At 47.7% G+C, this 26,310-nt stretch carries 25 protein-coding genes, 1 other RNA gene and 1 pseudogene; 18 read left to right on the forward strand and 9 right to left on the reverse strand.

From position 1 onward, the window contains the following. Together EAO37_RS04630 and folP are read right to left on the reverse strand one after the other, a co-directional pair. Positions 1-1,248 (reverse strand): aromatic amino acid transport family protein, encoded by a 1,248-nt coding sequence (locus EAO37_RS04630; protein WP_120951891.1) that lies wholly within the window; start codon positions 1,246-1,248, stop codon positions 1-3. Between the two features lie 97 nt (positions 1,249-1,345). After that, positions 1,346-2,494, reverse strand: a complete 1,149-nt coding sequence (folP, locus tag EAO37_RS04635) for a dihydropteroate synthase (RefSeq protein ID WP_120951893.1) — start codon at positions 2,492-2,494, stop codon at positions 1,346-1,348. Between the two features lie 101 nt (positions 2,495-2,595). Here folP and gltX point away from each other — a divergent pair, with 101 nt between their 5' ends. The 6 genes from gltX to murA are packed head-to-tail and all read left to right on the forward strand — an operon-like array spanning position 2,596 to position 8,374. Then, a complete protein-coding gene (gltX, locus tag EAO37_RS04640) occupies positions 2,596-3,933 on the forward strand; it encodes a glutamate--tRNA ligase (protein ID WP_120951896.1) in 1,338 nt (445 codons plus the stop codon). Beyond that, complete coding sequence (locus EAO37_RS04645; protein ID WP_120945091.1) at positions 3,933-4,226, forward strand: YggT family protein; 294 nt, start codon at positions 3,933-3,935, stop codon at positions 4,224-4,226. The genes gltX and EAO37_RS04645 overlap by 1 nt, the downstream gene beginning before the upstream one ends. A 2-nt stretch (positions 4,227-4,228) precedes the next feature. Then, entirely contained in the window at positions 4,229-5,878 is a 1,650-nt protein-coding gene (locus EAO37_RS04650; RefSeq protein ID WP_120945133.1) for a lytic transglycosylase domain-containing protein, read from the forward strand. Beyond that, the gene (gene galU / locus EAO37_RS04655) at positions 5,871-6,695 is read left to right on the forward strand and encodes a UTP--glucose-1-phosphate uridylyltransferase GalU (RefSeq protein ID WP_120945088.1); all 825 of its coding nucleotides are present in this window, start codon (positions 5,871-5,873) and stop codon (positions 6,693-6,695) included. Before EAO37_RS04650 ends, galU begins: the two co-directional genes overlap by 8 nt. Further along, the gene (locus EAO37_RS04660) at positions 6,680-7,093 is read left to right on the forward strand and encodes a hypothetical protein (RefSeq protein WP_235853037.1); all 414 of its coding nucleotides are present in this window, start codon (positions 6,680-6,682) and stop codon (positions 7,091-7,093) included. The genes galU and EAO37_RS04660 overlap by 16 nt, the downstream gene beginning before the upstream one ends. Then, entirely contained in the window at positions 7,094-8,374 is a 1,281-nt protein-coding gene (gene murA / locus EAO37_RS04665) for a UDP-N-acetylglucosamine 1-carboxyvinyltransferase (protein WP_120945084.1), read from the forward strand. It abuts the gene before it with no gap. On the opposite strand, the gene EAO37_RS04670 is transcribed toward murA, so the two are convergent. Next, positions 8,371-9,018 carry a WYL domain-containing protein gene (locus EAO37_RS04670; RefSeq protein ID WP_120945081.1) on the reverse strand — a complete coding sequence of 216 codons (648 nt, stop codon included), beginning with the start codon at positions 9,016-9,018 and terminating at the stop codon, positions 8,371-8,373. The two genes, murA and EAO37_RS04670, sit on opposite strands and share 4 nt — an antisense overlap. A 28-nt stretch (positions 9,019-9,046) precedes the next feature. Next, positions 9,047-9,232, reverse strand: a complete 186-nt coding sequence (locus EAO37_RS04675) for a DeoR family transcriptional regulator (protein ID WP_120951899.1) — start codon at positions 9,230-9,232, stop codon at positions 9,047-9,049. A gap of 89 nt (positions 9,233-9,321) precedes the next feature. Here EAO37_RS04675 and EAO37_RS04680 point away from each other — a divergent pair, with 89 nt between their 5' ends. The 12 genes and pseudogenes from EAO37_RS04680 to EAO37_RS04735 all read left to right on the forward strand — a co-directional run bounded on the left by EAO37_RS04680 (position 9,322) and on the right by EAO37_RS04735 (position 23,032). Beyond that, a complete protein-coding gene (locus tag EAO37_RS04680) occupies positions 9,322-10,497 on the forward strand; it encodes an HP0729 family protein (protein WP_205589492.1) in 1,176 nt (391 codons plus the stop codon). Positions 10,498-10,499: 2 nt separating this feature from the next. Then, positions 10,500-11,264 carry a hypothetical protein gene (locus EAO37_RS04685; protein ID WP_120951902.1) on the forward strand — a complete coding sequence of 255 codons (765 nt, stop codon included), beginning with the start codon at positions 10,500-10,502 and terminating at the stop codon, positions 11,262-11,264. Positions 11,265-11,273: 9 nt separating this feature from the next. Beyond that, a complete protein-coding gene (locus EAO37_RS04690; protein ID WP_240451725.1) occupies positions 11,274-13,655 on the forward strand; it encodes a molecular chaperone DnaK in 2,382 nt (793 codons plus the stop codon). 22 nt (positions 13,656-13,677) lie between these two features. After that, positions 13,678-14,130, forward strand: a complete 453-nt coding sequence (locus EAO37_RS04695) for a hypothetical protein (RefSeq protein ID WP_120945075.1) — start codon at positions 13,678-13,680, stop codon at positions 14,128-14,130. Positions 14,131-14,181: 51 nt separating this feature from the next. Continuing rightward, complete coding sequence (locus EAO37_RS04700) at positions 14,182-15,474, forward strand: hypothetical protein (protein WP_162982962.1); 1,293 nt, start codon at positions 14,182-14,184, stop codon at positions 15,472-15,474. 22 nt (positions 15,475-15,496) lie between these two features. Then, the gene (locus EAO37_RS04705; RefSeq protein WP_120945073.1) at positions 15,497-17,977 is read left to right on the forward strand and encodes a hypothetical protein; all 2,481 of its coding nucleotides are present in this window, start codon (positions 15,497-15,499) and stop codon (positions 17,975-17,977) included. 9 nt (positions 17,978-17,986) lie between these two features. Further along, complete coding sequence (locus EAO37_RS04710) at positions 17,987-18,610, forward strand: hypothetical protein (RefSeq protein ID WP_120945071.1); 624 nt, start codon at positions 17,987-17,989, stop codon at positions 18,608-18,610. A gap of 50 nt (positions 18,611-18,660) precedes the next feature. After that, positions 18,661-18,930, forward strand: coding sequence for a hypothetical protein (locus EAO37_RS04715; RefSeq protein WP_120945069.1), 270 nt, complete (start codon positions 18,661-18,663; stop codon positions 18,928-18,930). A 1-nt stretch (position 18,931) separates the two neighbouring features. Further along, positions 18,932-19,945 (forward strand): HNH endonuclease, encoded by a 1,014-nt coding sequence (locus EAO37_RS04720; RefSeq protein WP_120945067.1) that lies wholly within the window; start codon positions 18,932-18,934, stop codon positions 19,943-19,945. After that, positions 19,912-20,334 carry an SMI1/KNR4 family protein gene (locus tag EAO37_RS04725; RefSeq protein ID WP_120945065.1) on the forward strand — a complete coding sequence of 141 codons (423 nt, stop codon included), beginning with the start codon at positions 19,912-19,914 and terminating at the stop codon, positions 20,332-20,334. The genes EAO37_RS04720 and EAO37_RS04725 overlap by 34 nt, the downstream gene beginning before the upstream one ends. A 9-nt stretch (positions 20,335-20,343) precedes the next feature. Further along, the gene (locus EAO37_RS04730) at positions 20,344-20,577 is read left to right on the forward strand and encodes a hypothetical protein (protein WP_120945063.1); all 234 of its coding nucleotides are present in this window, start codon (positions 20,344-20,346) and stop codon (positions 20,575-20,577) included. A gap of 566 nt (positions 20,578-21,143) precedes the next feature. After that, positions 21,144-23,032 (forward strand): annotated as a pseudogene (locus EAO37_RS04735) (FtsK/SpoIIIE domain-containing protein). Positions 23,033-23,049: 17 nt separating this feature from the next. On the opposite strand, the gene EAO37_RS04740 reads toward EAO37_RS04735, so the two are convergent. The 5 genes from EAO37_RS04740 to EAO37_RS04760 form a co-directional block, all read right to left on the reverse strand. Then, the gene (locus tag EAO37_RS04740) at positions 23,050-23,361 is read right to left on the reverse strand and encodes a hypothetical protein (RefSeq protein WP_120945056.1); all 312 of its coding nucleotides are present in this window, start codon (positions 23,359-23,361) and stop codon (positions 23,050-23,052) included. Further along, positions 23,349-24,230, reverse strand: a complete 882-nt coding sequence (gene rsmH / locus EAO37_RS04745; RefSeq protein WP_120945054.1) for a 16S rRNA (cytosine(1402)-N(4))-methyltransferase RsmH — start codon at positions 24,228-24,230, stop codon at positions 23,349-23,351. The genes EAO37_RS04740 and rsmH overlap by 13 nt, the downstream gene beginning before the upstream one ends. Before the next feature lie 12 nt (positions 24,231-24,242). Further along, positions 24,243-24,564, reverse strand: an RNA gene (gene rnpB / locus EAO37_RS04750) — RNase P RNA component class A. Positions 24,565-24,602: 38 nt separating this feature from the next. Then, entirely contained in the window at positions 24,603-24,968 is a 366-nt protein-coding gene (locus tag EAO37_RS04755) for a hypothetical protein (RefSeq protein ID WP_120945052.1), read from the reverse strand. A 56-nt stretch (positions 24,969-25,024) separates the two neighbouring features. Then, on the reverse strand, positions 25,025-26,239 hold the full coding sequence (locus EAO37_RS04760; RefSeq protein ID WP_120951907.1) for a hypothetical protein: 1,215 nt from the start codon (positions 26,237-26,239) through the stop codon (positions 25,025-25,027). Between the last annotated feature and the right edge of the window lie 71 nt (positions 26,240-26,310).

The following is a 26,310-nucleotide window of genomic DNA, read 5'->3' on the forward strand; positions in this document are numbered from 1 at the left end:
TCACTTAACTATAAGACCGATGATCGCGTTGAGCACGGTCAACACCCCCACGATCAATAAAAAACCATCTACCCAAGGATTCCTAAAAGATTCCATGGAAGGCAATTTATACATCGCCACAATGGGTAGGATAAAGGTGATGGTCGCTAACGCCGGCCCGCCTAAACTCTCGATGAAACCTAAAATGCTTGGGTTGTAGTAAGAAACTAGAATAATGCTAATCCATAGAAACAAAGTTACGCTGACATCAATTTGCTTGTGGCGGCTAGGGCTAAGTTTCTGCTTAAAAAAGCTTTGCACCACCAGCCCCTTAAGCCCCTCTTTAGCCCCATAGTAATGCCCAAAAAAAGAAGTGCTAATGGCTAAAAACGCCACGATGGGACCGGTGTAGCCCACAATGGGGTTATCTAGGGTGTTAGCAAAATAGCTCAAAATGGGGATATTTTGCTCTCTAGCCTTGATGAAGTCGGCGGGTTCTAGACAGAGAATACAAGAAAAGACAAAGAACATCACAAAAAAGAGCAAAAAGGAAGTGTTGAGTAATTCTATTTGGTTGGTTTTAAAGTGCTTGAGCTCCCCATAACGGCGTTCTATAGCTTGGGCGAAAGTGGAGATGATCGCGCTGTGGTTAAAAGAAAAGACTAGGACGGGTAAAGTGAACCACAGCGCTGCAAAAAAGCCCCCAAAACCCGGAATTTCCTTTAGCATCGCGCTTTTCCAATAGGGGATGAGATAAAAGGAAAACAAGAGCAAAATCAGAGCCATCGGGTAGACTAAGATATTGGCGATGCGCGTTACCACAGTGGTGCTAAAGATCATCACAAAGATCATGCCACTCACCAAATGTTCGGCTAGAAAAAAGCGGTTGTGCTCAAAGTAGTGCAAACCAAGCTGGTGGGAAAAAAAGGATTCGGCGGTGTTGGTGATCCCCACCCCATAGGCTAGGCAGATCGGGTAAAAGGTAAAAAAGTAGATGAAGGTGATGACAAAGCCGGCATTCTTGCCTAGATAAGTAGCAGCATGGGTGATGTCGTGGTTGCCTATGGCGTTGACAAAGCGCGCTAGTGCCCGGTGGCTAAGCCAAGTCATTGGGAAACTTAGGATCGCCATCACCACCACAGGCCAAAAGCCATGCGCGCCCGCCTTAATGGGTAGGAATAAAATCCCCGCCCCGATGGCGGTGCCAAACATAGACCACATCCAACGGATGTCAAATAAATTGAGCGATTTGCCCTTTTGCTCTGCCATCATAATCCTTTAAAATAGATAGTGGCATGCTAACAGATTTTGCCTAAGTCCCATGCAAAATTGCGTGCGATCCCCCCTTGTGCGCGCCCAATGCTTATTATGGTAACTTGGTTGTTTGCAAGGCTTGGTAGATTTTGAGCATGTCCAAATGGGCTTGGGTGTCATGCACGCGCAAAAGGCTAGCCCCATGTTGCAAAGCCACTAGGTGCAAGGCTAGGCTACCTGCCAATCTTTGTTCCACCTCCCTAGCGCAAATTTCTCCCACACATTTTTTGCGACTCGCCCCCACGAGTAGGGGGTAACCAAAGCGCAAGAAATGTTCCAAATGCCCAATGAGCGCTACATTATGCGCGGTGGTTTTATTAAAGCCAATCCCCACATCTAAGATAATGTCCTCAATTCCATATTCCTGCAAACGCGCTAGTTGCGCGCTAAAGAACGCGTCCATCTCTTCAAACAGATGGGTATAGGGGGCAAAGCAATCCATATCCATGGGCACACCCAAAGAGTGCATCAAGATCACCTTAGCGCCATAGCGTTGCGCCACCAAGCACATCTCTTCGTCTCTAAAACCATTGACATCGTTGAGGAGTTGGAATCCACAACCAAGCGCGAAATCCGCGCTTTTAGGGTTGTAGGTGTCTAGGCTAAATAGAGCGCGCTGGGTGAGATTTTGGGTTTTAATTTCTAGACAAATGTCTTTCAAGCGCGCGATCTCCTCTTGGGGGCTCACACGCGCGCTAAAGGGGCGTGAGCTAGCCGCTCCGATGTCAATGTAGGGGATTTCTTGTTCTAGATACTTGTAGATTGTTTCTAGGGCTTGGCGCGTGTTGTGGCGGCTATGGGGGTAAAAGCTATCGGGAGTGAGGTTGATCACACCCATGAGCGCGGGCGTTTTAGGATAACTAGCCTGCAAATGGGTTTGGAGCGCATGCGCTAGGCGTTTGAGCCCAAAGGCTTGGGTGGCGCACTTGGCGCGCAAGCGTTCTAACTGATCGGTAGTGCCAACTAATAAGCAAGTGTAATGACTCTTTTTAGCCAAGATGCAATCTTTGGGGGTGGCTAATTCCGCGCCCACGCGCAAGGCTTCTTGTTTCAAGCTCAGAGCAGCGCTCAAGGGCAAATTAGTGATTTTGAACGCCAAGAGCTGGGCTTTTTGCGCCATGATGGCTTGCCCGGTGGGGTGTGGACCGATATGCTCTAACTCTAAGGCAAAATTTTGCGGGTGCATGCGTTCTAAAAACATGATCTTCCTTTTAATCTAGCGAGTAAAAATCTCAAGCTGTAGGTTTTCTCAAGTTTGTAATAAACAAGAGTGGCTATAATTCTACGCAAAAAAGGCTTTTAATGCTCCGTTTCGCGCCTTCGCCCACTGGGGACATGCATATTGGCAATTTGCGCGCCGCCTTGCTCAACTTTATCACCGCTAAACGACTCCAGCGCCCCTTGATGGTGCGCATTGAAGACACCGACACCGCGCGCAATATCCCCCATAAGGACCAAGAAATCTTAGATCTCTTAAGGGCTATGGGGATTTCTTGGGATCAACTCATCTACCAGAGCGCAAACTTGCCCACACATTTAGACTACGCCCAAAGACTCTTAGAACATGGCTTGGCTTTTTATTGCCACTGCACCCCAGAGTTTTTAGAGGATCAAAAACAGCGCGCCATACAAGAAAAACGCCCCTTTCGCTACCATGACGCATGGGCGCTCTTGCAAGCAAAAAGTAACCCCCACCCAGTGGTGCGCTTGAGGGGGAGCATGCGCGCGCTCAAATTTACAGACCAAATCAAGGGCGTGATTAGCTTTGAACCCCATGAATTGGACAGCTTTGTGATCCTGCGCGCTAATAAGACCCCCACTTACAATTTCGCCTGCGCGTGCGATGATTTCACTTACAAGATTAGCTACATCATTCGAGGCGAAGATCACATTAGCAACACCCCTAAGCAAATCCTCATCCAACAAGCCCTAGCCCAAGTCTTAGGGGTTGCTTACACGCAGATCGCCTACGCGCATTTGCCCCTCATTCTCAACCACGAAACGGGCAAAAAGATGAGTAAGCGCGATGCCGCCTCTAGCGTGGTGTGGCTCTTGCAACAGGGTTTTTTGCCCCAAAGTGTAGCCAATTATCTCATTGCGCTAGGCTATAGCCCCCCTAAAGACATCTTTAGCCTTAATGAGAGTTGCGCATGGTTTGAACTAGGCAAACTGAGTAAAACAAACGCGCGCTTTGATTTGTCCTATCTGCGCCACCTTAACCACAAGCACCTAGCTAACCTAGACCTCCAAGAACTCCAAACCCTATTAAAACTCAACCACCCCAATAAAGCCCAATTAGCCCGCCTTTTTTTAGAGGATTCGAGCACTGTGGGCGAATTGCAAAGCAAGCTGGAAGCCATGTTTAGCCCTAAAGACATCCAAAAAGACTATGAGGGGGAGAATTTTTATGATCCCTGCTTAAAGCTTTATAAAGCCTTGCAAACTTTAAGCTTGGCGCAGCTAGAGGATTTTGCCCACTTTAAGCAAGTGGCTATGCAGGCTAGCCAACTTAAGGGCAAGGATTTTTTCAAACCCTTGCGTATCTTATTCACCGGTCAAGCCTGTGGCTTGGAGTTGCGCTTGCTCTACCCCTTTGTGCGCGCCTTTGCCTCCGAAATTTTGATCTTAAAGGATTCTTAATGGTTGTGGACACTATCTTAGGCGCGCTGGCTACCATCTTGCACAGCCTGATCACCATTTATACTTGGGTGGTGATCATCGCTTCGATTTTGAGTTTCATCAAACCCGATCCCAATAACCCCCTAGTGCAGATTCTCTACCGCCTCACTGAACCCCTCTTTGCTAAGGTGCGATCGTGGTTGCCCTTTTTGCTCTTCAATGGAATCGATCTTTCGCCCTTAGCCGTGGTCATCGCCTTGCAATTTATCGACATGACTGTGGTAAAAGTCCTGTTCCTTTACGCGCGGGGGTGAGCGTGCTTAGAGTCCTGTGTGTGTGTTGTGTGTGTGGCTGTTTAGGCGCGCAAACTCTAAGCCTAGAGTTTCTTAAAAACAAACCAGCGGGCATCGCGCGCGATTTTTACATTTGGATGTTTCTTAAAGAAGAGAGCACCACGACCCAAGAAGCCAAGGTGGCTTACAAGTTGGTTACCTACAAGAGTGCAACGATCCAAGAAGCCATGCGCGCTAAAAAAGCGCTAAGCTTAGGTGTGCCCAATTTGTGTAGTCTCTTGTCTTTCAAAGAGCTTGCCCTAAAGGATGCCTCTTGCATCGCCTTGGGTTTGAGTGTTTCTAAAATCTTTAGCAACGCCAAAGATCAATCCCAACACGCGCTATTGCAACTCATGCAAGGCAAGCTTGCCAAAGACTACCCCAAACTCAACACCTCCATTGGCATTTTACTCCAGCATGACATTTTAAAAGCCCTGTTTAAAAGCAGTGTTTCCACTTTGGTGTTCATTTACAACGCCCTGCCCTACAAACAACGCCTCCAACTCTTAGACCACCACATTAGCCCCGAATGGCTCGAATCTTTCATCAACCAAAACGACCCCAAACTCAACCAAATTATCCAGCGCATCGTGATGGACGCGCGCTTTTTGCGCTTTAAAAAATCTCTAGCCAAAGCCCATATCACTAATAGTGATGACAAAACCTTTTTTGTGCTAGGGATCAACGCGCTTGTGCAACACAAAGAAGAGCGCGCGCTGGATTATTTCAAACGCACCGCCTACTTGGCTACTAACCCCTTTCTCAAAGATAAAGCCCTCTTTTGGCAATACCTAGTCAGCCAAGACTCCGCGCTTTTAGAGAGTTTGAGCCAAAGCGATAATCCCAATCTCTTTAGCCTCTATGCTAACTTCAAGCTCCACAAAACCCCAGTCTACCAGCTAGTAACCACCCTGCAAGCCCGCCATAAAAAGCCCCCCTTTGACATCAGCGACCCCTTTGCTTGGCAAATTTTTAAGGACAAGACTTTGGCGATGCCAGAGGGTCCCGCGCGCAATCAAAGACTAGAGAGTCTAAAAACCCCCCAAACCCTCCCCCATTTAGCTTATTTCTTAGGGCGTTACAACCCCAAACAGCATTACTTTTTAGCTCCCTACGAACACATTATTACTTGGGGCTCTCTGCAAGAGAGAGCGCTAGCCTACGCCATCGCGCGCCAAGAGAGTTTGCTCTTGCCCGCGCTGATTTCGCGATCTTATGCTCTAGGTTTAATGCAGATCATGCCCTTCAATGTGCCCAATTTTGCCCAGAAAATGGGTGTGGGTCCCACTAAGCTCACCGACATGTTTAACCCCAAGATCGCCCTTCCCTTTGGCAATTACTACCTCAATTATCTGAAAGCCGAATTTAAACACCCTCTCTTTGTGGCTTATTGCTACAACGCCGGTCCCGGGTTTTTCAGACGGCTTTTGAATCAAAGGCATTTTTTTGAACCCGGCAAGTTTGAACCATGGCTGAGTATGGAATTAATCCCCTATGAAGAAACACGCATTTACGGGCAAAAGGTGATGGCTAATTACATCATCTACCAGCGCATTTTTGCTCCCCATGCCAAGCCCCTTGATCTCAACGCCTTTTTCCAAGACACACTCCAACACAAGGATAACCATGATTAAAAAATGTCTGTTTCCTGCTGCGGGCTATGGCACGCGCTTTTTACCCGCCACAAAGGCTATGCCTAAGGAGATGTTGCCCATTGTGAATAAACCCTTGATCCAATATGGCGTAGAAGAAGCCCTAGAGGCAGGGTGCGACACGATGGCGATTGTAACCGGGAGGGGCAAACGCGCCATTGAAGATCACTTTGACATCAGTTACGAATTAGAACACCAGATCAATGGCACAAATAAAGAAGAATACCTAAAGAGTATCCGCGCGATCATGCAAGCCTGCAAGTTTTCCTACACCCGCCAACACGAAATGAAGGGGCTAGGGCATGCCATCTACACAGCCCAAACCCTCATTGGCAATGAGCCCTTTTGTGTGGTGCTAGCAGACGATCTATGCATCAACTCCCAAGGTCCGGGCGTGTTGCGCCAAATGGTAGAACTCTATGCCAAATACCAATGCTGTATTGTCGCCATTGAGGAGGTGCCCCTAGAAGAGGTGCATAAATACGGGGTTATCAAGGGGCAGGAGATCGCCCATGGGGTTTACCAAGTGATGGACATGGTAGAAAAACCCAAAGCCCAAGAAGCCCCCAGCAATTTAGCCATCATCGGGCGTTACATCTTAACCCCGGATATTTTTAGTGTGCTTAAAAACACCAAGCCGGGTAAAAACCAAGAAATCCAAATCACAGACGCGCTCTTGGAGCAATCCCAACGCAAACAAGTCTTAGCCTACAAGTTTCAGGGCGCGCGCTACGACTGTGGGAGCATGGATGGCTTTGTGCAAGCCACGAATGATTTTTACCAATGGGTGAAAGCCTAATGGGCGATCTGTGGTTTTATGCGATCTATTGGAGTGCGGGGTTTTTTCTGGCTTTTCCCGTCTTTATTATCGGGCTGGTTTACACCTATTCTCAACCCCCACCCCCCCGCGCCAAGCTCCCCTCTTTAAGCGAGCTCATTAGCAATTTTAGAATGTTAAAAACCAAGGGGGATTTTGAGGTGCTCTTAGAGAATTTTACGCGCTACTACAACACTCTGCCTAAAAATGTCAAAGAGGGAGATTGGCTAGGTTTTGTAGAAGACATTGCAGGGAGCGAATACCTAGACATCGATCGCACGATCAAATTCGGGCATGATCTAGAAAATGCCAACCCCAAGCTGGCTAAATCCATCGCCAACACCATAGGTCTTGCGCTCAAACACAAGAAAAGGGACTAAATGGACTACTTAGAAATCAAGGGGCAAGAACCCTTAAGCGGTAGTGTGGCGATCTCAGGGGCTAAAAACGCCGCTTTGCCTATCTTAGCCTGCGCTCTACTAGGCGGGGCGCATACCCACATTACAAATCTGCCCGCCGTAGCCGATGTGCGCGCGATGGTGAGTCTTTTAGAACACTTGGGCGTGCAAACGCATTGGGAGGATTTGCACAGCCTCAAGCTAGACGCTAGCCATATCTCTCACCTAGAAGCCCCCTATGACATTGTGCGCAAAATGCGCGCTTCTATTTTGGTCTTAGGTCCGCTCTTAGCGCGTTTTGGGAAGTGCAAGGTGAGTTTGCCCGGGGGGTGTGCCATTGGGGCGCGTCCTGTGGACTTACACTTGAAAGCCCTAGAAAAAATGGGCGCGCACATCCATATCGAACAGGGCTATATTGTAGCCAAGGCAAAGGGCGGGCTCAAGGGTTGCGATGTTATCTTTGATAAGATCAGCGTTACGGGCACAGAAAATATTGTGATGGCTGCCGCGCTAGCCAAAGGAGAGAGCAAGATCATCAACGCGGCTAAAGAACCCGAAGTGGTGCAACTTTGTGCGTTCTTGCAAAGCGCAGGGGTGGAGATTAGCGGGGCGGGGAGTAGCGAAATTAGTATACAGGGCACACAGCAAGAGAATCTAAGCTTTAAACCCATAGAAATCATCCCCGATCGCATTGAATGCGGGACTTATTTATGCGCAGCGGCGATCACCAATTCTAGCATGTGTTGCGCGCACGCCAACGCCCACCATCTAGAAGCCATTTTGGGCAAACTTAGCGAAATTGGCTTTAAACTAGATGTCCAAGAATTAAGCCCCAACCAGCACAGCATTAGCATATCTCCCGCTCCCACACGCGCCCCCTTTGAGATCATCACCACCGAATACCCCGGTTTCCCCACCGATTTACAAGCCCAATTTATGGCACTAGCCACGCAGTGCAATGGGGGGAGTTTGATTGAAGAACGACTCTTTGAAAACCGCTTTATGCATGTGAGCGAATTACAGCGCATGGGCGCACAAATTAGTTTAAAGGGTTCGCTAGCGCGTATCAAGGGGGGGAGCACACTCATGGGGGCTGATGTGATGGCGACCGATCTGAGGGCTTCTTGCGCGCTGGTGTTGGCTGGGTTGGTGGCTAAGGGCAAAACTAGGGTGCACCGCATCTACCACTTGGATCGAGGCTATGAGAATCTAGAATCCAAAATGCGCGCTTTGGGAGCCAAGATCAAACGCCTGAAATCCTAGGGGTCTAATTCTTGTAAATAGGCTTGTAATTGGGCTTTCAGCTTGGCTTGCAGGCATTTGGGGGTTAAGAGCTTGGCGTAGGGAATCCAAGCCCTAATGAAATTGAGGATTTCATCTTCATACGCGCAACGCACAGACACTTCTAAATCGCCATTGTCTAAGAGACATGTTTCTTGGTGGGCAAAAAAGCATTTGCGTAAAAAATAAGGCACGCCGGCTTTTTGGATACGCAAAGTCGCCTTGATAGGGTGTTGGCAAAACCAACCGGGGTGTTTGTCAAGCTGGGCTAGGGTGTGCGCTTGGGGGCTAAAACGCGCGTCCAACACCTCTAACGCGCTGATCTTTTTGAGGGTGAAGGTCTTTAAACAACCTTGCTCCTCCGCTAGCAAATACCAAATGCCATGTTTATTGAGGAGTTTGTAAGGATTGGCTTGGCGGGGCTTGTTTTTGTAGCTAAAGGATAGCACTCTGTGTTGCAAAATCGCTTCTTTGATCGCCATAAAGCTTTGCTGCGCGCTGGCGATCTCTTCAAAATCCGTGCGCACAACAAGGGTTTGGGGGGTTTGCAGAAGATCGTTTAAAAATTGGGGTTCTAGGCTGGGGTAGAGCGATTGCGCCCCACTGAGCGTGATGAGGGATAACATGGCATTATGGGGAAGTCTGCCTAATTTATCACAAGAAAGGTACTTCCCCCCCCCCCCCAACGATCAAGGGCGCAAACCGGTTGAGATCGCGCTGGATCGTGCGCACACTCACGCCAAACTCTTGGGCGAGCGATCGCACATGCAAGACTTCGCCCTGGTTGATCTTGAGTAAAATTTGGGAGAGGCGCGTGGCTAATTTGTCATGGTCTTTCATTCTTTTCCTCCACAAAAAGCTATTCTAGCGACATAAGCTGTCGCAGCACTTAGGTATCATCTAGCAAACACTGGCTATTAGGATTTTTGATGCAAAATCTTCTCATTCTCTACAATGACTATTACCAAAACGATGTGATTAAATTGCACTTGGATATTCTCAAGCAAGATGGCAAGGTTGCCTTTGGCAAGATTCGCCCTAAATCCAAGGACAAGGAACACAAATTCCCCCAAACCCTACAGCGCATTTACCAAAACACCAGCCCTAGCAATGTTTTACAGCTCTTCTTGACGAATTACGCGAGCTTGTTTGTGGCTAAGGTGGAGGCGGTGCAAAGGCAATTAGGGCAGGTGCGCGCCCCAAACTACTATAAAGAGAAAAATTACGCTGTGGAGGCGTGGTTCATCATCACGGATTTATGCGAACTAGAACGCAACGATTTTATCACCATCCGCGATGCGTATTTACCCAATTTTACCACCCCCAACTACGGCAACCACACCTTTAGAATCTATGGCAATGACTATGATTACCCCTTGTCCATAGAGATGAAACAAGAGAGAAACTATTTTGAGAGCCCCCAGAAGTTTTACCCCAATGTCTTTAAGAGTCAGGAGTTTTTAACCCTGAAAAATCACCTAATCGCGCTCAATTTTGGGGATTGCGCCTACAAACTCCACCATGCTAGCTTGGATAATATCATCTACGCTGAGCTAGAGTTTCAGGGCAATAAGCAAGACCCCCTATATGACTTTAGCACGATCACCCTCAAGTATTCCAAAGTCTTGGAGCAAGAGATCTACGCCTTTTTTAAGGAGTTAGTAGAATTTTTGGCATCTGTGGATTCAGGGGTTTTGGGCTTGGGTTACCAGGTGCAAAGCACGACCTACATCCTTAGCGACTTGAAACACCATAAACCCAATCTGGGGACCTATAAATTCATCTTGACTCAACACAAGATGAGGAATTTGATCGCTAATCTGCCCGTGCCCTTGAAATTCTTTCTCTCTAAAACCTTTGTAGACACCATTAGCACTTTCCAAAGTATCCGCAACGAGAGCGCGCATGGCAATAAACGCGCTTCCCTAGACGACGCGCAACAACTGCGCCACCAGATTCTAGGCATTAAAAGAACCAGCATTCTAAAGGCGATGATCGCCTTTAGAGAAGATCTCAAATCCACGCCCCCCACCCCTGCGCGCCACAACACCCCGGGTAAGCCCAAAGAAGTGTTTAATGGCATCCGCATCATCAATAAAGGATAAGCATGCAAAACCCCCTAAAAACCCAAGTGTTAGACCTACTCCAAGATCAAGAGGTGCAAGAAGCGATGTTTCAATGTTTTATCCAATGTTTTAAAAATCTATTTTCAAGCCAAGAAAAAACCAATGCAACACACATGGCAGAACAAGAGCAAAGAGCGCGCCAAGAGATACACAAGGTGCAAGAGGAATTACAAGGCTATAAAACCCAGCTAGCCACTTTAGAAAAAGACTTGCTCACCCTGCAAGAAGCGCACAGACAAAAACAAGCGCAATTAGAAAACATGCAAGAGGCGTTAGATCAAGCCCAAGCGCAATTAGAGCGCACTAAGGAGGCATTAGATCAAGCCCACGCAGAGTTAGAAAAACACAAAATCCAAGCCTACGGACTCTTTTTGACCTTGCCCGCTCCGCTCAAACAAGGACTTAGCAATCTCTTCAATGAGGGCGATCCGCTTGCTTTTCTAGTCATTGGCACTCAGGGTAAAAACATTGAAATGCTTTGGGATTACACCAATAACGCGCTTAAAGAAAGCACAGAGGGCGCGCACACTCTCGTAGAAATCTTTTATGCCCTCTTTGCTTACTACGCACAAGCCACCCCCTACCAGCTAGATCCTTTGGAAGTGGGGCAAGCTTACGACCCCACCAAGCACCAACGCCACCACTCTAGCACCAACGCCAGCGGGGCGGTCGTGGAAGTGCTGCTGCGGGGCTTTAGGCACTCTAGAAGTGGAGAAGTCAAAAGGGCTTCTGTAGTGAGAGTATGAGGAGAGCGCATGTGGATACTATTCATTTTAACATTAATCTTGGGTGTTGCAACGGTGATGGTGGCGCTCAAATTAGCCAAGACAAAGAGGGGGAATTTGCAACAAAGACTTAAGGCGGTTTTTATAGAGGCGCTTAGAGATAGTAAACAGAGCGGCGGTTCATCAGGGGAACAGATTTTTTTGCTAGTCGCAACAGCCTTAGTGGGCTTATCCAGTGTAGCGATTATCCTAACCCTCATCTTCAAACTTTGGACAATCGTGATAGGGGTGTTGGGGGCATTAATTGTGCTAGGCATGGGGGCGGAGTTTTACAAAAGGCGCAAGGATGCCAAGAAAACCATTAGGGCGATTAAAACCCTCTGTGTAGATGAAAACGATCCCCTAGCAAGGGGGGAGATTGATACTTTTGTGCGCGCGCTCACCAACGCGGATACACGCCGCGCGGATATCCAAGAATACGACCCCAGAATACTAAGCGATGCCAATCGGGGTTCTTGGGAGCTTTGGGATATGGCGTATTTGTTGCAGGGGGGTAAGGTGCGCCTCAACCTTGAACCCCCCTTGATGGCTAGAAACCCCAAAGCAGATATTAAAGAAGGTGTGGTGGGGATTGATTTTGGGACAACTAGCAGTGTGGTGGTTTGCCAAAGTCAAAACCAAAGCCTGCCTATGCGCGTGGGCTTGGGGGATTTTTCTGCTAGGGTTGAGAAAAACCAGTATGAAAACCCCACCATCATTAGCTTTAACAATTTAAGCGCTTTTCTTAAAAGCTACAAATCCCAAGCGGGTCGCCCTAAAACCCAATGGAGCGATGTCAATATCTCACACACAGCCTATAGCGCGTTTTTGGGGAGTGGGTCTAATGAATATAACGCTTATCTAAGCGAGCTCAAACAATGGGCGGGCGATAAATATGAGAAACTCCAGATTCTAGACAAACAAAAGGCGCATTTTGAAGTGAAGGGGAGTTTGCAGATCAAGGGAGAGGATTTAAACCCTATTGAGATTTACGCCTACTATCTAGGGCTTTATATCAACAACCAACACCATGGGATTTTTTTAAATTACCTGCTTTCTTTCCCCGTAACTTACGAGCTAGAAGTGCGCAACATGATTTTGCAAAGCTTTAAAAGAGGGCTAGCCAAATCCTTGCCTAATGCCCTGCACAATCAAGGCATAGCCAAGCAACTTAAAGTAGAGGCGGGCGCGAGTGAGCCAGCCGCCTATGCGATCATGGCTTTAGAGGGTTATGGCTTTGATCCAAGTGAAAATGAGCGTATTTTCTATGGAGTCTTTGACTTTGGAGGCGGGACTACAGATTTTGACTTTGGTTTGTTCCAAGGCACGGACGCACATAGCCGCTATGACTACACTTTGGAGCATTTTGGAGGTGGAGGAGATCGCTACTTGGGTGGGGAAAACTTGCTGGAGTTAGCCAGCTTTGAGGTGTTTAAACGCAATAAAGATTTATTGCTAGAGAAACAAATTCCCTTTAGAAAACCTGCAGAGGGAGAGGGGTTTTTGGGCGCTGAAGTGTTGATCAACCATTCCCAAGAAGCGCACACCAACACCAAGAGCCTTATGGAGAAATTACGCCCCCTTTGGGAGGGCAAAGACTTTGAGGATGAGGGCGAATTGTCCTTAAATCTCTTTGATCGCTACGGGCAACAAAGCGCAGGAGTGCGCCTAGACTTCAGCGCGCCAGAGGTGCTAGCCCTATTTAAAGAGCGCATTAGAAAAGGGGTGGAGAACTTCTTTTACGACTTTGTGGCTGCGGTGGAGGCGTATTTTGAACAAGGGGGCGATGGGGCGATGGACATCGACGCTTTACACATCTTTTTGGCGGGCAATTCCAGCAAATCTATTTTTGTGGAGGAACTCTTTTTGAAAAAGATCGCACAACTCTCCCAAGATGGTTTTAGCTTTATCTTGCATAAACCTCTAGAGAGCGCGGATTTAGACAAACCCAATGGCAAAACGGGTGTCGCCTTTGGGCTTATTAGGGCGCGCAAAGGCGGGGCAATCCAAGTTATTGACAACAATGTCCAAGAAAACATCGCTTTTAAATACTATGTGGGTCGGGCGCGCAAAGAGAAATTTGAAATTCTGCTGGATAGAAAACAGGCGTATAAAACATGGGTGAAATTCTTAGACGCGTCTGAGAGCCACTTTGAACTCTACTACACCTCCCAAGCCAGCGCGAGCGCGCAAAGTCTGAGTATCAACGATGGGGCGATCTCTAAAAAGAGCCTAGAAACAGATGTCGCTAACGCGCAAGCCTTTATATTTGTGCGTGTGGTGAGCCCTAGCGCTTTGGAATTTGTGGTCGCTACACAAGAGGGATTAGAGAGTGGGAAGTATCTCAGCGCGTGTAAAAGGGTGGAGTTGTGAATAGCTTATTGAAGGAGAACACATGGCAAATTTGTTAATCGTGTGTGAAAATGCCAGGATCGCAGCAGGGGTGTTTAATCCAGAGGGGTTTGAGGCGTTGAGTCGGCACGACAGTTTGTGGCAGGACTTCAAGCCCTATTTTTGGGAGTGGTTGGCAGAAAAGGCGCGCTTAGAGCTTGAAAAGGCGCATGCTTTTGTGATCTTAAGCGATCAAGCCCTAGAAGTCCCTAGCCACTTAGCCATTGCGCCCCGTTTTGATCTCAAGCTAGAGGAGCTTAACCAAGCCTTAGCTTACTTCTTTGCTAAGGCAATCCCCGCGTCTTTGCAATTGCACACGCACCCAACAAACCCCGCGCTCAAGCGCAACGCCCTAGAAATCCCTAAAGACATTAAGGGAGAGAAAATCCCCGATCACCGGTGTGGTCCTTTGATCTTACTTGCGCGCAAACTCCGCGCCAATAAGGAGAATCCATGAATTAGAACACAGCAACACGCAAAGGCAAAACTTCAATTTGAAAGGAAACAAATGGCTACCTACGAAGTGGTTTTACATATTGATGATGGACAAGGTTTTTTAGATGCCACCGTGCATAAGACCAGCAAACTTTACAATGGCAATGAGAAAACACCCGAGTCAAAACACTCAATAGACACGCAGGCTATGGGAAAAGACATTCTGCATAACCCCCAACACCAAAACGCGGTTACGCAGAACACACAGCTGCAAAAAGACTTGGAGCGCGCTAATGAACGCTCTGGGGCTCTCTCTAAACAACTCCAAAGCGCTTATAACGCCATTGGAGACATCTTAGCAGACTTAGGGTTGGACGAGGAGCTAAAAAAAAAGGATTTAAACGAGCAGATTCAAGAGGCGTTTAAATACCAAAAGAGCGAGCAGGCGCGCAGGCACCAAAAGGCACTAGAAGAGGCGTTGGGGGAGCTAGCCTCAGAGCTAGAGGTGTCCTATCAAGAGGAGGAAGAGATGGCAAACAAAAAGCGCAAACTCAAGGACAAGATCAAAGATCTCAAGAAAGAGATCAAGGATCTCAAGGGGGAGTGCAAGGATTGGAAGGAAAAAGGGGATAAGGTTAGCGCACTGACACAAGAACTAAAAGACGCACGCGATGAGGTAAAAAGGCTAGAGGGTGATTTGGATGAGCGCGCTAGCAAGATTAAGACACTTCAAGAGCAAATCAAAACCGCCAAAACCGACTACAGCACGCTAGAGGCGCAAAAAAGGGAAGCAGAACGCCAGCGCGATGGCTGGGAAGAGCAAAAAAAGCAACGCGATCGCGACTATAAAACCCTAGAGGGCGACAAAAACACCCTGCAAACCCAACTAGATCAGAAAACACAAGATCTCAAAGCCAAAGAAAAAGAAGTCGCCAACGCGCGCGCGCTAGCAGAGGCGTATAAGGATTTTGAGCCCCTCAAAAATCTCTTTGAAATCGCCAAGCAAAGCTCCATCCCCTCCCTAGTGGCGCGCCATTTTAAGGAATTTCTCTACGAGGTTTGTAAGGATTTGGGTTTTACCCTAGATATGCTGGCTACTCAGATCGAGGATCAATACAGCAAGAATAAGGGGCATTTGGATAATCCCCAGCTCCAAGATTTTTTTGACATTCTCTTTGAATTAGTGGGCGAGCAAATGGGTTTGGAACGCCTGAGGGTGCAAGAGGGGGATCGTTATAATTCCGAGCAATGTGGCAAAGTCGATCAGAGTATGCCCACCCAAGGCAATATCACTAAGGTGCATTTTCAGGGCTATAAGCAAAAAGGCAAGGTCAAGCACACTAGCTTAGTGAGCGTGGCACGATAAAAACAACACACAAAGGACAACCATGAGCATAAAAACAAGAGTGAGTGTTAAAAATCTAGCACTGCCCAGCAACCACCCCCTAGCTAAGGAATTTAGGAAAATCGCCAAAGCGCATAATCAGGACTTGAAAAACGCGTTAGCCGAGGCACAAAGAAAAGTGCAGGATTTAAAAGAGGGCTATATCAAGTTTCAAGCGGACTTGAGCGATGAGGAGCGAGAACGCTTTGTGCGCTTAGTAAAACTCATCTCCAGCGTCAAGCCTGAGGACGATTGTGTGGGATCGCCTGAGTTTTTGAGCTACATCAAGGAAATGCAAACATGGGAGAGGGGCAAAACCCCCTTTATCTCCAAGAAATTTGTAGACACGCTAGAGCAAATCACCCACTACGCCACTATCCACATCCCCACCCAAGATTTTAATAAGTGGCTTTTAGAGGTGGATTGGCGCGCCATTGGGATGCACCCCTACTCCCCATCCTTGTTAGAAGACCCCAACCAAGGGCATTGGGACATTTACCCCTTTGAACAAGAGAACAAGAAAAACAAGGCGATTAACTTTGAGCTGGATAAAGAGCTCAACGCGCGCCACCCTAGCGTGGATATCAAACATAGCGAAGTCGCCATTGACTTTGGCACCAAGAGCACCACAGCGGCGTTTTTGGACGATTCGGGCAGAAAAACCCTTATCTCTATTGGCACGCAAGAAGCCTTTAAAGAAGTGGGCGATAAGGATTTTGAAAACCCCACCATCATTGAGTTCCGCCACCACCAAAAATTCTTAGGCGACTATGGCGCGCTCGAACACCGCCCCTTTACAGAGGTAGAAGACCTTACCACCGCCCACACCGCCTTTAACGAGTTTAAGCGTGCAGCGGGGAATGACTACTACCGCTTTTTCTACAAGCTCAAACAATGGGCGGGCACGGCGCATTATGAAATCCGCCTAAAAGATTTGGAGTATCTTAACGATGGGCGCACATGGGATTTAGGGAGCTTTATGGCGTGCACAAATAACAACCCCATTGAGTTTTACGCCTACATTTTGGGGCGCTACATCAACAACATGAACAGCGGGGTGCATTTGAAATACTTCCTCTCCTACCCGGTTAAATACGAGAAGGAGCAAGCCGAAAAAATCCGCCAAAGTTTTGAAAAGGGCTTGAGGAAATCCTTGCCAAAAGGGGTATTTGATGAAAACACCAACCAATTGAGCGTGGAGCTTAGGGCTAGTGAGCCAGCTGCCTATGCGATCACTGCCTTACAAGCCTTTGGGTTTGCGCGCCCAGATTGTGGTATTGTCAATTACGGAGTCTTTGACTTTGGGGGCGGGACAACAGATTTTGACTTTGGCACTTGGGAGAGAAGCGCAGAAAAAGCCTTTGGTTTTGACATCTCCCACTTTGGAGCAGAGGGGATGAAATACCTAGGTGGGGAAAATCTCTTAGAATTGCTTGCTTCTAAGGTCTTTGAAGAACCCGAAAACTTTTCACAATTGCTAAACAAGCAGATCGCAATTGCCACCCCCAATTACGAGGGCGTGGATAGCGCAGCACTCAGGGGGTTACTAGACAATTCGCGCGAGGGCAAGCGCAATTTACAAGACTTGGTGGAACATTTGCGTGTCTTTGTAGAGAGCTTGCAAGAGGATCATTTGGACGACGAACAAGAGGAGGAGGTCAAAAAAATCCAACTCTTAAACAAAAATGGGGCTAGAGATGTGATCGATCTCAAAATTGACTACACCAAATTGCTCCACATTCTCAAAGAGGAGATTGGCAAGGGAGTGGATAACTTCTTCCACGCCCTAGAGCTTGCCTCCAAAAAGATGAAAAAATTGAACAAATTGCACATTTTCTTAGGCGGGAATGCGAGCCGTTCGCCCATTGTCAAAGAGCTGTTTTTAGAACACATTGAAAAGGAAAAGGCGCGCTACAAGGAATACCAAGCAAGCGTGGTAGGCACACAAGAAAGCGAAGAAATGGAATTTGAGCTCTACCCACCCTTAGGCACGCTTGAAGCTGATGAAAAAATCAAGCAACTCACCGGTCGAGCTCCAGAGCAAAAAAGCCACTTCAAACCCACTTGTAAAACCGGTGTGGTTTTTGGACTGCTGGATAGCCGCCCGCGTCCAAGGGGGATTCGCGTCTTGCAAGAAAGAGAGGCAGAGGAAGGACCTAAGTTCAAATTCCACTTGGGCATTGATGATTACGGCTTGTTCAAGGTGGAAATCAGCCGTGATCGCATTAAGGTGGGCGAGTGGGTGGACTTTTTAGACTATGTCATGGCGGACACTTTGGAATTTAATTACACCGACAAACCCAAAGCCTTTTCTAGCGATTTCCCCATTCACGAGGCTAAACGGCGTTCTGTGCGCCTCGATCGCTACTACGATGAAACCCATCGGGTGAAAATTTGTGCGCTGAACGCGAGCACGCTCAAGGTGGGCATTTTCTCTGGCGATGGGGAGTTGCTTTTTGAAAGCCCAGACATCCATTTAGATTAAGGAGCGACCATGCCATACGCTTATATGTTTGTATTGGTGGATAACCGCGTGTGTGTCTTTAGACACACCAACAAGGGCATCGTGAGTCTCAACCGCCAAAAAGCGCATTTTGAGGACATTGAGCCCAATTTTTGGGCAACCTTCGAGGAGGACTACAACATTACTGACCCGCGCGTGCCCAAAGATTACGCCTTTGCTTGGCTCAACCAAGTGGGCAAACACGCCATCGTGCTTGAAAGTCCCCATTTTAAAGAACGCTTGGAAGAAAGTCTATGGGACGCTAAGAGTGTGCGCGTGGTGCTAGACCTCTTGAACATGGATTGCCATTTGGCATGCAGTGTAGAGGATTTTGCGGGCAACAAACTAGAAGATGGTGCTTTGTGGCTTTCTACCAATGTGGATTTAAGCAAACAGAACGCGCCCCAAGCCCCTTTAGAGGAGCCAGAAGAAGAGCCCAAAGACCTTAGTGGCATCCAAAGATTCCACCAAGAGAATCTCAAACCCTATGAGAACGCGTTAAAAGGCAAGCGCGCGCCCAAACCAGAAACACCGGTGCAACCTGCGCGCCAAGTGGACAGGAAGTTTAGCACTCAGGGGGACACCAAGCCCCACGGATCTGAGGACAATCTATAAATAAGTGGGCGGTTGGGCGGGATAAGAAAATTTTAAAACAAAGGAACACAATGGCACAAGCGGTTATCAACCCTGAGGAAACAGAGGATTTTACCAACCATCTGCAACGATTCATGGACGATCTCAACGACATGGTTAATGATCTCAACGCGCATTTCCGCGCGCTAGGGGATACTTGGGCTGATCCCAAATATTTGGAGTTTGAGGAAGTGCTTAAGGATTTGGAGGTGTTTTTAAAACGCTTTGATGCGGAGGCGACCGAACAGGTGCGCTGGCTTAGACGCAAAATTCAAGAAGCCAGAGATTATCTAGGACGCTAGCATGCCAGTCCAAGTCAATACCCAAGAGGTGCGCCAAGTCATCACGCAGGTGCGCTTTTTTAGGGACGGGTTACACCAAAAAACCCGTAACTTCTTGCAGGAATTGCAAGAGTATTACGAGGCGATCTGTAAGGAGTGCTTGGAAACTAAAAAGCTTTTAGAGGAGGCTAGGGCGGGGCTAGCCGATGCTAGAAAAACTGAGGAGTATCGCAAATATTTGCTTGGCTTGGCTTGGCTAACTCCAGAACCTTGGACTATGGCGGCTGTAGCCGCAGCCACAGTCGCCCTAACCATAGCCACCAATAAACGCAAACAATGGGAGGAAAAAGTCGCCCTTTTAGAGCAGGCTTTAGAAATCTACACCGAGCAGATCAAGCGCATCGAGAGCCAAATCTTAGAGGAGGCTTACCAGCAAAGCAAGAATCTATTGCTTGCCTATGATGAGGAACACAATGAGCTGTGTCGGCGTTCCAATGAGGCAGCTAGCATTATAGAGGAGCAATACAATATCCCCCCGCCCCAATTACAACCCCTTTTGGATCGTTTGGCAGAATTGCACCAACAGCTAGAACCCGCTTTGCAAGAAGCCAAAATCCAAGAAGCCAATGCCAAGTATCAAGAATTTTTAGAGGAGCACAAGCAGGAGTTTATCACAAGCCCTGATAATACCCTCCAAGTTGGCTTTAGCGAACTAAATCTGCCTTTATTCCCTGCGGTGTTTTCTACCACCATAGGTTTAGATCACTTGAGCGAGGAAAAACCTATGCTGGTCTTTCGCGCGCTTAAAGCCTTGCAAAAAGCCCTAGAGGAACGCTCTTCTTTACAAGAACTCTTTAATGAGGAAGAACAATTACAAATCAACAAGGGCATCACCCCTAAGGGTTATTTATGGCATTTTGATGGCAACCCGCCTTTAGGCACGATGCAATTAGTGCGCGAAGAAATTTTACTCAAAGTCCCCCACACGAAAGGATACCCCCTATGGCAACAAATAGCAACACAGCTCAATACCTAAATTGGGATTTTGTGATCCCCTTGCAAGAGGAGGGTTTGCAAGCCGCGCAGGAGTTTTGCCACCAGAGCTTTAGCCCGGAATTTATAGAATTCCTCAAGCAAACTAACAACGCGATCCCCCCCAAGCGCAGTTTTTCTATTGGCAAAGAAACTTACCAATTCAAAAATGTGCTGGACTTCAACACGGAGGGAAAATGTCTGTTTGTGTTTTTCATGGACGCGCTCAAGGAGCATTTGCAAGAGGGCGAGATCGTCTTTGGGAGCGATGGGTATGGGGGGTATTATCTGCTAGACAACAACACCCAAAAGGTCTTGTTCTTAGACACAGACACTTACACCAAAACCCCCCTATTGGTCTTTGAAATGTTTGTCAAAAAGCTAGAGAGCTAGGAGGCATCCATGCATTATGATGGCATCACTTTGTTTTTACAGAGTTTGGAGAGTCAATTTTTAGAGGCGATGAACGATGAGTTAGGGCATAAGCTGAGTGTGGAAGTCTTTCATCCCATGTGCAACCTGACAAACCACTTGGAAAATTTGGAATATGAGATTCGCAACACCAAACAGATCATTGAAAATTGCCTAGAGGAAGCTAGGGATTTGGTCAAACGCGCCCAAAGCATCAACCCATAAGGATTAACATGGACACTCTCTTACAAGATTTGGACCTAGCTCTTAAAAGCGTGCGCTTTGAAAACGCGCCCATGTCTAGGATTCAGGAGAATTTACACAAGGTGCAAGATCGCATTAAAGAAATCCGCGCGATCCAGCCCCAGCTAGGCGGAGAATTGCACGCCAACCATGGCAAGCAATACCCAGATTTTTTAGCCGTGGGCTTGTATGAAGTGCGCGATGGGCATGCCCATGAGAGTTTTGAACCCTTTTATGTGCCCAAATCCTATGCCTTCCCACCCCCCACCCTCTATGGAGATAGCGAACAAACCCCGCGTTTCATGCGCGAGGCGTTGATGCGCTTGATCTCAGCTGTGCCCCTCACGCATTTAGAAGTGGTGCTAGTGGACGCGCTCAGTCTAGGAGGGCTGTTCGCGCTGGCGCGCAGACTGCTCAAAAAAGACAACGATTTTATCTACAAACAAAAGATTCTCACAGAGGGCGATGAGATCAAAGAGGCTTTAAAAAGTCTTTATAGCTACTTGAAAGCCAATTTACAAGAAAAATTAGCCAACTACAAGGACTTCATGCATTTTAACCGCAATAATCCGGACATTTTAGAAGTGCGCGCCTTGTTTTTAAGCGGAGTAGATGCCCTAGATAGCCAGAGTTTGCACTATTTGCAAAAGATTGTGCGTTATGGACCCTCTAATGGGGTGCTATGCTTTATCTACAGCGCGCAAGAGGGCGAAGCCTCTGTAGGGCTAAAAGCCTTGCAACAATATTTGCACGACTACGCGCAGAATTTCCAAGCCCTGCCCCCCCACTTAGAACAACTCAATTTGCAAGTGGTGCATGATTTTAGCGTGGCACAAGAACATTTAAACGCTTTTGCGCACGCCGTGCAACAATACTACATTGAGCGCAAGCAAGTGAAGCGCGAGATAGACGCGTTGCAAAGACCCCAAGAGTTTTGGAGCAAAGAAAGCACCTTTATTGTGAGTGTGCCTATTGGCTGGGATAGCGATCATAGAGAAGTGCTCTTTGAGATTGGGGGCGATCAAACCCAGCATCACACTTTGGTGTGTGGGCGTAGTGGGAGCGGGAAGTCTAACTTTTTGAATGTGCTAATCCAAAACTTAGCCTATTATTACTCCCCGGATGAATTGCGCCTCTTCTTGTTGGACTACAAAGAGGGCGTGGAATTTAGCGCCTATGCTAACCCCATTTTAGAACATGCCATGTTAGTGAGTGTGCAATCTTCTGTGCCCTATGGGATCACTTTTTTAGAGTGGCTCAATGCAGAGATGACGCGCGATCGGAATTGTTTAAGACAAGCGGAGTCAAGGATTTTAAGGGCTACCGCCACAACGCCAAGCAATCCATGCCAAGAATGGTCGTTATCATTGATGAATTCCAAGTGCTCTTTGCAGAGGGCATGGGTAAGGAAAGCGACCGGGTGGGGCAATTGCTCAACGCCTTGCTCAAAAAGGGGCGTAGCTATGGTATCCATTTGATCTTTTCCACCCAAACCATGCGCGGGACCACGATCCCAACATCTATGAAAGCCCAAATAGGTAACCGCGTGGCTTTAGCGATGGACGCAGAGGATAGCCTATCGGTTTTAGCCAATGATGCCGCTTGCGCGCTTAAAGGAAGCCCAGAGGGGATTTACAATGACAATGGCGGGCATCCTATTTACCATGTGTCTATGACAATCCCCTATGCGGCTAATGAAAAATTGCCCGCTTTCATCCAAAAAACCAACCAAGCCGCTCTAGAACAAGGCACGCAAAAAGTGCCCCACAAGCTTTACAATGGGGAAACTCCCATTAGCATGCCCACAGATTTAAAAGTGCAGGGGTGGGCATTGCAACTTGGCGTAGATGTGGATTATGAGCAAAAAGAATTTATGCTCGAGTTTGCTAACACCAGCCAAGCGCACTTACTCATGGTAAGCCATGACCTAGAAGCCCAAATGACTTGGCTAAAAATTCTAGGTAAAAATTTGCAAACAACTGGCAAGAAACTTTATTACTACAACGCCAGCAAGCAAATTGCCGTGCGCATGGCAGAATTGCAAGATTATGGCATTGTAGCCACCCACACCAGCGCGCAACTCTTTGAGGAAAATATCGCCCCGGGGAGTTTCATCCTCATTGACTCCTTAGATGAGGCACAGGACTTGCATAGCAAAAAAATCGGTCTAGCCAAATGGCAGGCGTTTTTAGAATTGGCGATGGACAATGAACAGCACTTCATCGTCTTTGCGAGCAACTTAAAAAAGATCACCGCTAATTTTGAGCTCAAGCCCATGCTGGATTTCTTTGGCTATAGCGTGGTGTTTAAAAGCAATAAGGACAATTTGGACAAGGCAACCTCTGCAGAGATCAGAGCCGAGTTACACCCCTTAAACGCGCGCTTTTTTGACAAAGCCAGCGATCTTTACAGGGATTTTAGACCTTATAAAGTCTAAACCCCTTTGGGGGGGGGCTAGGGCATGTTCTCTATGGTGTATTTGTAGCGTTGTTGTTCTAACTCCAGCTGGAGTTGGCGTTTTTCTTCTTGCAGAAGGTTTTCTTGACCCTTGAGCTTTTGAATCGCGCGACTGGTGTAGTAGATGTTGTTAGTCAGGTAAATCTTGGGCGCGAACAGCACTAGGGATAAGATCAACCCCACGATCGCTATGAGCAACCACGCGATGGGAATACCTTGGTGTTCGCGGATTTGATCGCTAAATAGCGCGTCTCTCTCTTGTGCGCTAGCGCGCAAACGCCTCTCTTCTGTATGTTCTAGGGCTTCCATGGATAACCTTGAAAATGAAAAATACGCATTTTGGCGCTCCGGGCTCTGGGGTTTTGTTGCAATTCTAGCGCGCTGGGGGTGATGGGCTTTTTGGTTAAATTTGTCCCGCACTCTAGCGCGAATTTTTTAAAGGCGTGCTTGACTTGCCCATCTTCTAAGGAGTGGAAAGAGATAATGGCTAGTAATGCGTGTTGTAAGCCTTTGGCATATTCTAAGAGCGCGCACAAATTCCCCATTTCGTCATTGACTTCTAGGCGGATAGCTTGGAACACGAGAGTGGCGGGGTGGTGTTTGTGGCGTTTTAGGTGCGCGCTTAAAAAGCTGGCTAAGTCTTTGGCTTCTTCAAAGGGGCGTTTGTGCCGTCTTTGGACGATGAGAGAGGCGATCTTTTTAGCCCCACGCACCTGCGCGCGCTCTAGCACGCATTCCAACTCATAGGGGCTGTAGTGGTTGATCACTTGGCGCGCGCTCAAAGAGGCGTTAGTGTCCATGCGCATGTCTAAAGTGGGCGCGTTAAAACCAAAACCCCGCGTGTTGCTCTCCAGCTGTAAAGAACTCACCCCCAAATCGGCTAACACCCCATCACAGCGCGCCCACACCCCCTCTTGGATCAAGGTGGCGATGATGTCTTTATAAGCACCATAGCGGTATGTAAAACGGGGAGTATAATCTGCTAGGCGTTCTTTGGCTAAATCCAGGGCTTCTAAATCGCGATCTATGCCCACCACGCGCAAATGCGGGTAGGCTTGCAATAGCCCTAGAGTGTGTCCGCCCAGACCCAAGGTGCAGTCGATCAAAAGGGGGTTTTCAACGCGCCCTAGGGGGGCGAAGGCGTGAATCACTTCTTGGAGTAAAACGCTTTGGTGCATGCGATCCTTCTTAAAAGGGCATGGGCATAAGCCGAGTTCTGTCGTGGGTGGTTATTTATCTAGGATGGGTTTTACAACCCACCTCATGCGAAGTGCTTTGTTTAAGACTATTACCATGCACTTCTTGCTACAGATTGGGTTTACCTAGACCAGCCCCAATTACTTGGGGTGCGGTGGGCTCTTACCCCACCTTTTCACCCTTACTCTAAAAGAGCGGTTTGTTTCTGTGGCACTTTCCCTTAGCTCACGCTAGCCATTTGTTAAATGGAATCTCGTCTTAGGTAGCTCGGACTTTCCTCTTTGGTTTCACCCAAAGCAACCACCGCCCATGCGCGCGCCATTGTAACAAATCTTAACTTAAGGCACGCGCGTTTAGATAATGACATCTAAGACATGGGGCTCTAAAAAGCCCTCTAGCTCCTGAGTGTTTTGCAAGGCGCGCTCCAAAGCGCGATCGCTATAGTAATGCCCGTGGTAGCAATGCTGTTTGTCGCCCATACAACGCGAATCGCTCTGTTGTTGGGGTGGGGGGTTGTGCTCTTGGGGGGGGCTTTGATCCTTGTCGCGATGGATTGCCTTATTCTTTTCTAAGGCACGGGTTTCTTGCACCACCTGCAAGCGTTCTAAAAACTCCTTGTGGTTTTCTTGATCGGATTTAGGCAAAGCGTTCTGGTAGACAATGGAGCCAAAGGGGGCATTCTGGTTGACATGGGTAACATTGCCGGTAACATAGGACATGCACGCCTCCTTACTTTGACTCTAAATCGGCGTTAATGCGCTTCTATTGATAAGCTTTATTTATGCACCTTGGATAAGATGAAATTGAGCAGATCGTAGCTATCTAGTGCCACGGTGAAGTAAACTTGGTAGGAATCTTGGGTGGTGGCATAGTCGCTCATCAGATTGTAGACAAATTGGGTGCGGATTTTAGCAAAAGAGCTTTTAAACTCGTAGTAAATATCCAGACGATTGTAAAGGGGGGCTTGAAAAAAAGGCACGCCACGATAAATGGGGGTGGGGCAATAGTCTTTCGAACAGATGAGATTCACATGGGCGTATTTGCTATAGTAGAAATCCTCCCCATGCTTACTAGCAAAGAAGAGATCGCTTATCCCAAAGCCCTTAAATTGGATATGACTCTCCACAAATAAACCCGTGCTGATTCTAAAGGGCTCGGCTATACCGATGCGGCGCAGGCGTTCTAAATTACCCAACACGCCCACAGAGAAGTTCAATGCCTCCATAAAGGGGGCGCTATTGAGCAGATCGCTTTTAGCATAGGCTTGGTAGTAGAGTCGATCCAGCAAGTAGATAGAACCATGCCTAATCCCGCTCACAGGGTGGGGCCAGTTGAGCAAGAATTGATCTTCTACATGGAAATACTCCGCATTAGCCCCAATTTTCAAAAACCCCTGCAAAGTGGAGAGCTCACTAGCTCCCATAAAACTGAAGCGATCCATGCCATTGCCTAGCGCGTTGCGCCCGTATTTACAGGTGTAGCAATTCCCCCCAAACCAATCTAGTAAAAACTCCGCCTCTATGCGGGTGTCTTTATAGGGGTTGGAGGGGGGGTTGTATTGCAGGGCAAATCCACGCGCGTTGGGATCAGAGAACCAGTAGTAAGGCGCAAAGACATTTAAGGGGTAATGCCCAATGAGGTATTTTCTAGGGAAAATCCCCCCATAGAAATTAAAAGACTTGGCGCGGGCTTGGTAGTAGATGGTAGGTCCCCATTTGCTAGGGAAGTTCATCTGGTAGGTGTGGATATTTTGGAAGAGGAACGCCCCAACCATGAGTTTTTGCTCCACACGCCCCAAATCAAAGGCGAACCCGACTTCAGGGGTTAGGCGGGTGCTTAAAGTGGTGTTGGTGTTGGGCCAATAGGTGGTGGAACCCTCGTGATCCATGATGAAGAGATGAAAGCCCAAATCATAGCGCATGTAATCCTTGAACCCTTTTGCATAGGAGAACACAGCCACACACAAGAGTAACACAATCCCTCTTAGCATTCTTTCCCTTTTTGAGCCGATCAAACTTGGCATTATAATATAAATAAATTTAAGGACTTAAGCCTTGTTAG

This window comes from Helicobacter sp. L8, assembly GCF_003660355.1.
GTDB classification, from domain to species: Bacteria; Campylobacterota; Campylobacteria; order Campylobacterales; family Helicobacteraceae; genus Helicobacter; species Helicobacter labacensis.

Coding starts and splice junctions, on each gene's coding strand:
- EAO37_RS04695 (WP_120945075.1), top strand. CDS start 13,678: ATGGCAAATTTGTTAATCGTGTGTGAAAATGCCAGGATCGCAGCAGGG.
- murA (WP_120945084.1), top strand. CDS start 7,094: ATGGACTACTTAGAAATCAAGGGGCAAGAACCCTTAAGCGGTAGTGTG.
- EAO37_RS04720 (WP_120945067.1), top strand. CDS start 18,932: ATGCCAGTCCAAGTCAATACCCAAGAGGTGCGCCAAGTCATCACGCAG.
- EAO37_RS04715 (WP_120945069.1), top strand. CDS start 18,661: ATGGCACAAGCGGTTATCAACCCTGAGGAAACAGAGGATTTTACCAAC.
- EAO37_RS04755 (WP_120945052.1), bottom strand. CDS start 24,968: ATGTCCTATGTTACCGGCAATGTTACCCATGTCAACCAGAATGCCCCC.
- EAO37_RS04740 (WP_120945056.1), bottom strand. CDS start 23,361: ATGGAAGCCCTAGAACATACAGAAGAGAGGCGTTTGCGCGCTAGCGCA.
- EAO37_RS04675 (WP_120951899.1), bottom strand. CDS start 9,232: ATGAAAGACCATGACAAATTAGCCACGCGCCTCTCCCAAATTTTACTC.
- EAO37_RS04660 (WP_235853037.1), top strand. CDS start 6,680: ATGGGTGAAAGCCTAATGGGCGATCTGTGGTTTTATGCGATCTATTGG.
- rsmH (WP_120945054.1), bottom strand. CDS start 24,230: ATGCACCAAAGCGTTTTACTCCAAGAAGTGATTCACGCCTTCGCCCCC.
- folP (WP_120951893.1), bottom strand. CDS start 2,494: ATGTTTTTAGAACGCATGCACCCGCAAAATTTTGCCTTAGAGTTAGAG.
- galU (WP_120945088.1), top strand. CDS start 5,871: ATGATTAAAAAATGTCTGTTTCCTGCTGCGGGCTATGGCACGCGCTTT.
- EAO37_RS04630 (WP_120951891.1), bottom strand. CDS start 1,248: ATGGCAGAGCAAAAGGGCAAATCGCTCAATTTATTTGACATCCGTTGG.
- EAO37_RS04680 (WP_205589492.1), top strand. CDS start 9,322: ATGCAAAATCTTCTCATTCTCTACAATGACTATTACCAAAACGATGTG.
- EAO37_RS04700 (WP_162982962.1), top strand. CDS start 14,182: ATGGCTACCTACGAAGTGGTTTTACATATTGATGATGGACAAGGTTTT.
- EAO37_RS04645 (WP_120945091.1), top strand. CDS start 3,933: ATGGTTGTGGACACTATCTTAGGCGCGCTGGCTACCATCTTGCACAGC.
- EAO37_RS04685 (WP_120951902.1), top strand. CDS start 10,500: ATGCAAAACCCCCTAAAAACCCAAGTGTTAGACCTACTCCAAGATCAA.
- gltX (WP_120951896.1), top strand. CDS start 2,596: ATGCTCCGTTTCGCGCCTTCGCCCACTGGGGACATGCATATTGGCAAT.
- EAO37_RS04725 (WP_120945065.1), top strand. CDS start 19,912: ATGGCAACAAATAGCAACACAGCTCAATACCTAAATTGGGATTTTGTG.
- EAO37_RS04730 (WP_120945063.1), top strand. CDS start 20,344: ATGCATTATGATGGCATCACTTTGTTTTTACAGAGTTTGGAGAGTCAA.
- EAO37_RS04705 (WP_120945073.1), top strand. CDS start 15,497: ATGAGCATAAAAACAAGAGTGAGTGTTAAAAATCTAGCACTGCCCAGC.
- EAO37_RS04690 (WP_240451725.1), top strand. CDS start 11,274: ATGTGGATACTATTCATTTTAACATTAATCTTGGGTGTTGCAACGGTG.
- EAO37_RS04670 (WP_120945081.1), bottom strand. CDS start 9,018: ATGTTATCCCTCATCACGCTCAGTGGGGCGCAATCGCTCTACCCCAGC.
- EAO37_RS04760 (WP_120951907.1), bottom strand. CDS start 26,239: ATGCTAAGAGGGATTGTGTTACTCTTGTGTGTGGCTGTGTTCTCCTAT.
- EAO37_RS04710 (WP_120945071.1), top strand. CDS start 17,987: ATGCCATACGCTTATATGTTTGTATTGGTGGATAACCGCGTGTGTGTC.